Raw genomic sequence first — 6,689 nt, 5'->3', positions numbered from 1 at the left:
TTATACGAATTTTTATAAAAAATATAATGACAACGCTGTCATTTGTTGTGTAACATTAAATCAACAAAGGTTGAGATGATTTCGCATTCTGATAAGAAAAATAATGCGATTTAGACAAAAACTAAACGAAGGCTAGGGGTCGTTAAATGATGGCGAAGAGTGTGAATGAGGACCAATTGTTTATTGGTATCGATGGTGGCGGAACGAAATGTCGAGCAACTATCTACTCTGTTAAACAAGGTGTATTAGGAACTGGCCTAGGTGGTCCTGCAAATCCATTACATGGTTTGGAACGTACTCTCGAATCAATTATGGTCTCAACACAATTAGCACTTCGTGATGCGGGTTTACCGCTTGAAACCGTTCATCAGCTTTATGCCGGCTTAGGTTTAGCAGGCGTAAACCTACCAAGCTTGTACGACAAGATTATGGAATGGGAGCATCCATTTAAACAAATGTTCCTCACCACTGACTTACATACAGCCTGTATCGGCGCCCATGAAGGGAGTGATGGTGCGGTGATCATCACAGGCACTGGCTCTTGTGGTTTTTCTTGTGTAAATGGTCGCACAACTAACTTTGGCGGTCATGGCTTTGCTCTAGGAGATAAAGGCAGTGGTGCCTGGATGGGTCTTGAAGCAATAAAAGCGACCTTGTTAGACCTTGATGGCCTAGGTGAAGTAACAAATCTGACTAAAGTGATCACCGAGCATTTTGCAGCTGACAATGCGATGGCGATTGTTGAAAAAATGTCTGGTCAGCCTTCGAGTAGTTTTGCCAAATTAGCCCGCTATGTATTTGAAGCCGCCAATAACAATGACAAAGTTGCGGTTTCGATTGTTAAAGAGGGTGCTGATTACGTCAGTAAATTAGCTCAGCGCTTATTAGAGAATAACCCGCCACGCTTATCTATGATTGGTGGCTTAGCTGAGCCATTAAATAAGTGGCTTGCAGAGGATATTGCGAAACGCGTTGAGTCACCTATTCAACCACCGGAAATGGGCGCTGTGTATTTTGCTCAGCAATCTGTGCTTGAACAAAACCAAGAGGTAAGTTTGTAATGACGATTTATTATGCGAGTTCATTGTTTACCGGTGACGAATTTTTATCTGACGTATATTTTAGCGTCGACAATGGTGTGTTTAAGTTTGTTGAAGCAGATGCTAATGCCGTTGCATTAACAGGTTTAGTGGCACCCGGTTTGATTGATGTGCAAGTGAATGGCGGTGGCGGAGCGTTTTTTAACGCTGAACAAACGCCAGATTGCTTAGATAGAATAGCCAAAGCACATGGTCAGTTTGGTTCAACAGCGATTATGCCAACCCTGATTACCGACCAAGTCGAAGTCATGGCAAAAGCGGCCGATGCCACTGCACAAGCAATTGCTGAAGGTGTTCCGGGCGTAATGGGTGTGCACTTCGAGGGGCCACATCTTTCATTACCTAAAAAAGGCACCCACAGCGAGCAATTTATTCGACCTATTACAGAGCAAGAATTTGCGATTTATGCCCGCCAAGATCTAGGCATTAAAATGGTAACCCTAGCACCTGAGAATGTCAGTGCTGATGATATCGCGCGCTTGGTTGAGTGTGGTGTAAAAGTATCAATTGGCCACACCAATGCAGACTTTGCGACCACCAATGCAGCACTTGCGGCAGGGGCTGATGGTTTTACCCACTTATTTAATGCTATGTCAGCATTTACATCACGAGAGCCGGGTGTTGTAGGTGCTGCACTTTGGGATGATAACAGCTGGTGCGGCTTGATTGTTGATGGTCACCATGTACACCCATCATCAGCAAAATTAGCAATTCGCAGTAAACAGCGCGGAAAAATTATGTTAGTCACAGATGCAATGCCACCTGTAGGGACTGACGATATGGAGTTTGATTTCTTTGATGGTCGTAAAGTTATTCGTACTGGCGACCGATTAAATTCAACGACCGGTGAATTAGCAGGCAGCGTACTTGATATGGCAAGTGCGGTGCGCAACACAGTGAACACATTGGATGTTAGCCTTGCTGAGAGCTTACGTATGGCATCACTTTATCCTGCACAATATTTAGGTTTACATAAAAAAGGTCGCTTACTGAGCGGGTTTGACGCTGACTTTGTGGTGTTAGACGCACAGCAAAATGTACAAGCCACCTTTATTGCTGGAAAAGCGCTATAACAAGCTTCCCTGGTAAAAACCCCGCCGTTGTATCGCGGGGCTTTTTCTATTTAAGGTAATACAATGACAACAACACAACCAACAAGAAAACGTTTGGCATCGCTGGATGCACTGCGCGGCATGGATATGTTTTGGATATTAGGCGGACAGTCACTATTCGCAGCGCTCTTCGTTTTAACTGGCTGGACTGGCTGGAAAGTTTTTGAAGCACACACCGTGCACAGCGTTTGGCATGGCTTCACATTTTACGATCTGATTTTCCCATTGTTTATATTCTTATCGGGTGTGGCGATGGGGTTAGCCCCGAAACGCATTGACCATTTACCGTTTGATGAGCGCAAAGTGTATTACCGTAAGGCGGGTAAACGTCTTTTACTATTGTGTTTATTAGGTATTTTGTATAACCACGGCTGGGGCACAGGGATGCCAATGGCGTTGGATGAAATTCGTTATGCCAGTGTGCTTGGCCGCATCGCTATTGCGTGGTTCTTCTGTGCAATGTTGGTTTGGCATACCAGTTTACGAACACAAATTATTACCGCAGCAGCTATTTTAGTGGGTTATTGGCTACTACTTTGTTTTGTTCCAGTGCCGGGTGGCAGTGCTGGCGACCTTTCAGCAGCAGGAAGTTGGAATGCATGGTTTGATGCACACTTACTACCGGGGATTAGTTATCAAAACCGTGTGGTAGACCCAGAAGGTGTATTGTCGAATATCCCAGCGATAGTTAATGCATTAATGGGTGTGTTTGCAGGTCAACTAGTGGCTCGTGCTCAGCAAATTGGCGAGTGGAAAATGACCGCCTTATTGTTCGCCGCAGGTGTGGTAAGTGTGTGTTTAGGTTGGTTATGGGATTTACAGTTCCCAGTAAATAAAGAGCTTTGGACTAGCTCATTTGTGCTTGTAACCGTTGGCTGGAGTGCCATATTGCTCGCCGTTTTTTATGCACTGGTGGATATTCTGCCAGGGCAACGCGCCGCGTATCCTTTTGTGATCATAGGTGCAAACTCTATTATTATTTACTTAGCGTCAAGTCTTGTGAATTGGGGCTATGTCAGCCAAAGCGTATTTGGTGGGGTGGTTCGAGCTGTGCCAGAGGCATGGCAACCCCTGATGGCGGTAATTGCATTATTAGCAGTACAAATGCTGGTATTGCATTGGATGTATCGCCGTAAGATCTTTGTTAGTGTTTAATAATTATTAGACACTAACAAAAAGAGTAATTTTTTATTCACTTTTACTTTACAAAGATAAAACTAGAAGTGATAATGACAGCGTTGTCATAATGGTTATAGCTACTGCATCGTATCCTGGCAGTGGTTTGATCTAAAACCCAGCTCGATTGCACGTGGGGTTGGGTTTTAGGTCCCATTTTTTTCCAACTTATAATTAGAGCTAATCGATATGCAAATAGTGATTCTTGATGATGCAGCCCAAGTTGCAGCGTATGGTGCCAACATCTTTGCGAAACAATTACTAAAAAAACCAGCCTCAGTACTTGGTCTTGCCACAGGGTCAACACCTGTTGCTTTGTATCAACAACTGATCGAAAAAAATAAAGCTGGCGATATTTCGTTTAGCCAAGCGACAACATTTAACTTAGATGAATACTTAGGTTTAACTGGCGAGCATCCACAAAGTTATCGTTACTTTATGAATGAACAGCTATTTAACCATGTTGATATCGATAAACAAAACACCCATGTACCGCCGGGTGATGCAGTAAACCCGCTTGTTGCTTGTAATGAATATGAGCAAAAAATCACAGCGGCTGGTGGTGTTGACGTACAACTACTTGGTATTGGCCGTAATGGTCATATTGGCTTTAACGAACCTTCATCTGGTTTGACATCACGCACCCGTGTTAAAACACTGACCAAAGCGACAATTGAAGACAATGCGCGATTTTTTGCTGAGGGTGAGTATCAACCGCATTTATCAATCACTATGGGTATTGGCACTATTTTAGAAGCCAAAAAAGTAGTGCTTTTAGCAACCGGTGCAAGTAAAGCTGATGCCGTTCATGCCATGGTAGAAGGCCCGTTAATGGCTAAATGCCCAGCTTCAGCACTGCAACTTCATAAAGATGCGGTGATCATCATTGATAAAGCTGCAGCGAGTCAATTAGAAGATTTAGAGTTCTATCAGCATATTGAAGCTGAGAACCAAAAACTACAAGCGCACCTAGCGACCTTGTAAAATTGTGAGAGAGAATAAAAAAGCCCAGTTTGGGCTTTTTTTATGCCTGTAATAAATTGGGTTTATCATCCGCTTATGGTAGTTTTAGCGAGTAAACTATTTTCAAGGAATGCCATGCTGAATTACTCTCAAATGCCATTGGATCGTGCATCAAATCGTCGTAAAGATCCAAAGTGGTTAAAGGCTCAAATGAATTCTCAGAGTCGCTGGTTATTGGTCAATAACAATCAAAGTTTATTTGTTAAAGACAGTCCTGAAGTGTGTTATTTACGCTTATCTCAAGTGGATCATCTCGACTTATCAAAAAGCATTTTATTGGGTTTAGACGACGATGATGTGGCTCATTTTGCTTTAGACGTCAGCCATGTTCCAGACTCACTTATTGAGCCTATGCTTAATGGCACTGAATTTGTAGATATTCGCAAGTTAGGCCCACAAGTTGAGTTAAAACAAGGTTCGATTGCCGCACTGGCAAGGGGCTTGTGTTTTTGGCACGCAACGCACCGGTTTTGTGGCCGTTGTGGTCATGAAAATAATATGGTTGAAGCTGGGCATTCACGATTATGTGAGAACCAAACTTGCCAGCATCAAACCTTTCCGCGAACCGATCCTGCGGTGATTATGATAGTTACTAAAACCTTTTCAGATGGGGTTGAGCGCTGCTTGTTAGGCCGTCAAGCAAGCTGGCCTGAAGGTGTTTTTTCAACTCTTGCTGGTTTTGCAGACCCAGGTGAAACACTAGAGCAGGCCGTTGCCCGCGAAGTTATGGAAGAAGCCGGTGTTGCGGTGACAGATATTCAATATATCGCTTCACAGCCTTGGCCATTTCCATCATCAATAATGTTTGGCTTTATGGCCACAGCGGTTTCAGAAGATATTCAGGTAGATAAAGACGAGTTAGACGATGCAAGATGGTTTAGCCGTGCTGAACTTAATGAATTCGGCCAATGGCATGAGCAGGGCAGTCATCTTAAACTAACCCGACAAGATTCTATTTCTCGATTTTTGGTTGAGCACTGGCGCAACCTGTAAAGCACAGCTTGGACAAATTATGACAAAGACAAATAAAAATACCCAAATCGTCTCTGCAGGGCGTAAAAAAGCGTACACACAAGGGGTTGTGAACCCTGTGGTGCAACGTGCATCAACGGTAGTATTCGATTCAGTGGCTGATTTAAAAGCAGCGGCGAAGAAGCGAGGCGACAAAACGTTATTTTATGGCCGTCGCGGTACGACGACACACTTTGCTTTGCAAGAAGCCATTGCTGAACTTGAAGGTGGCGAAGGCTGTGCGCTATATCCATCAGGTGCGGCTGCAATAAGCAATGCGCTACTCTCGTTTGTGAAAGCGGGCGATCATATTTTAATGGTGGATACCGCTTACGAGCCGACCCGTGATTTTTGCGACAAAATACTGGCTGGATTAGGAATTGAAACAACTTATTACCCGCCGGGAATTGGTGCAGGGATTAGTGAGCTTATTAAAGATAACACTCGCGTATTGTTTTTAGAATCACCTGGCTCAATCACCATGGAAGTGCAAGATGTGCCAGCCATGGTTGCAAAGGCAAATGAGCGCGGTGTAATGACCATGCTAGATAACACCTGGGGGAATGGTCTGCATTTTAGACCGCTTGAGCATGGCGTAGATATTAGTATTCAAGCAGCGACAAAATATATCGTTGGTCACTCAGATGTGATGATGGGGGTGGCGGTTGCCAATAAAAAGTATTGGCCAACCCTTAGAGAAAATTCATACCTACTTGGTCAATGTACCTCTGCTGATGATGCTTATTTAGCGCTTCGTGGTCTCCGTACTATGGCTGTGCGTTTAAAGCAGCATGAACAAGCCGCCATCGAAGTGGCTAAATGGCTTGAAACACACCCATTGGTTGATCATATTCGCCATCCGGCTTTTGCAACGTGCCCGGGTCATGAGTTCTTTAAACGAGACTTTGATGGCAGCAACGGCTTATTTTCATTTGTAATGAAGCAGGGTAATCAACAAGCGATTGATTCGTTTTTAGATAGCTTGCACCATTTTAAAATGGGCTTTTCTTGGGGTGGTTATGAGAGTTTAGTAACAGCAAACCTGAGCATGAAAGGGCTTCGCTCTGAAACAGGTTGGTCGCAAGGTCCGGTAATAAGGCTACACATTGGTCTTGAAGATGTAGCTGATTTACTAGCCGACCTTGACCAAGCGCTTGCAGTGTACGAAAGCCACCTCTAGGTTAAAAGTTTATACTTTGTTACATAAGACCCGCTTGTCGGGTCTTTTTTTTCTGGTAATTCAAGCTGTTTCAACTTAGTGTAATTC

The 6,689-nt window shown here is 43.9% G+C and carries 6 protein-coding genes; all 6 read left to right on the top strand.

Going from position 1 to position 6,689, the window contains the following annotated elements; all coding sequences use genetic code 11:
- Nucleotides 1-146: 146 nt before the first annotated feature.
- The 6 genes from nagK to L1D51_RS19835 all read left to right on the top strand — a co-directional run bounded on the left by nagK (nt 147) and on the right by L1D51_RS19835 (nt 6,602).
- The gene (gene nagK, locus L1D51_RS19860; RefSeq protein ID WP_054561758.1) at nt 147-1,061 is read left to right on the top strand and encodes an N-acetylglucosamine kinase; all 915 of its coding nucleotides are present in this window, start codon (nt 147-149) and stop codon (nt 1,059-1,061) included.
- A complete protein-coding gene (nagA, locus tag L1D51_RS19855; protein ID WP_239964598.1) occupies nt 1,061-2,173 on the top strand; it encodes an N-acetylglucosamine-6-phosphate deacetylase in 1,113 nt (370 codons plus the stop codon). Before nagK ends, nagA begins: the two co-directional genes overlap by 1 nt.
- A 63-nt stretch (nt 2,174-2,236) precedes the next feature.
- On the top strand, nt 2,237-3,367 hold the full coding sequence (gene nagX, locus L1D51_RS19850; RefSeq protein ID WP_054561756.1) for a transmembrane glucosamine N-acetyltransferase NagX: 1,131 nt from the start codon (nt 2,237-2,239) through the stop codon (nt 3,365-3,367).
- Nucleotides 3,368-3,577: 210 nt separating this feature from the next.
- On the top strand, nt 3,578-4,372 hold the full coding sequence (gene nagB, locus L1D51_RS19845; protein ID WP_054561755.1) for a glucosamine-6-phosphate deaminase: 795 nt from the start codon (nt 3,578-3,580) through the stop codon (nt 4,370-4,372).
- Nucleotides 4,373-4,486: 114 nt separating this feature from the next.
- Entirely contained in the window at nt 4,487-5,404 is a 918-nt protein-coding gene (gene nudC / locus L1D51_RS19840) for an NAD(+) diphosphatase (protein WP_239964596.1), read from the top strand.
- 19 nt (nt 5,405-5,423) lie between these two features.
- On the top strand, nt 5,424-6,602 hold the full coding sequence (locus tag L1D51_RS19835) for a cystathionine beta-lyase (RefSeq protein WP_239964594.1): 1,179 nt from the start codon (nt 5,424-5,426) through the stop codon (nt 6,600-6,602).
- The last annotated feature ends 87 nt before the right edge of the window (nt 6,603-6,689 follow it).

Source organism: Pseudoalteromonas shioyasakiensis (genome assembly GCF_022398475.1).
Lineage (GTDB): Bacteria > Pseudomonadota > Gammaproteobacteria > Enterobacterales > Alteromonadaceae > Pseudoalteromonas.
This window is presented reverse-complemented; position numbering and strand designations above follow the sequence as displayed.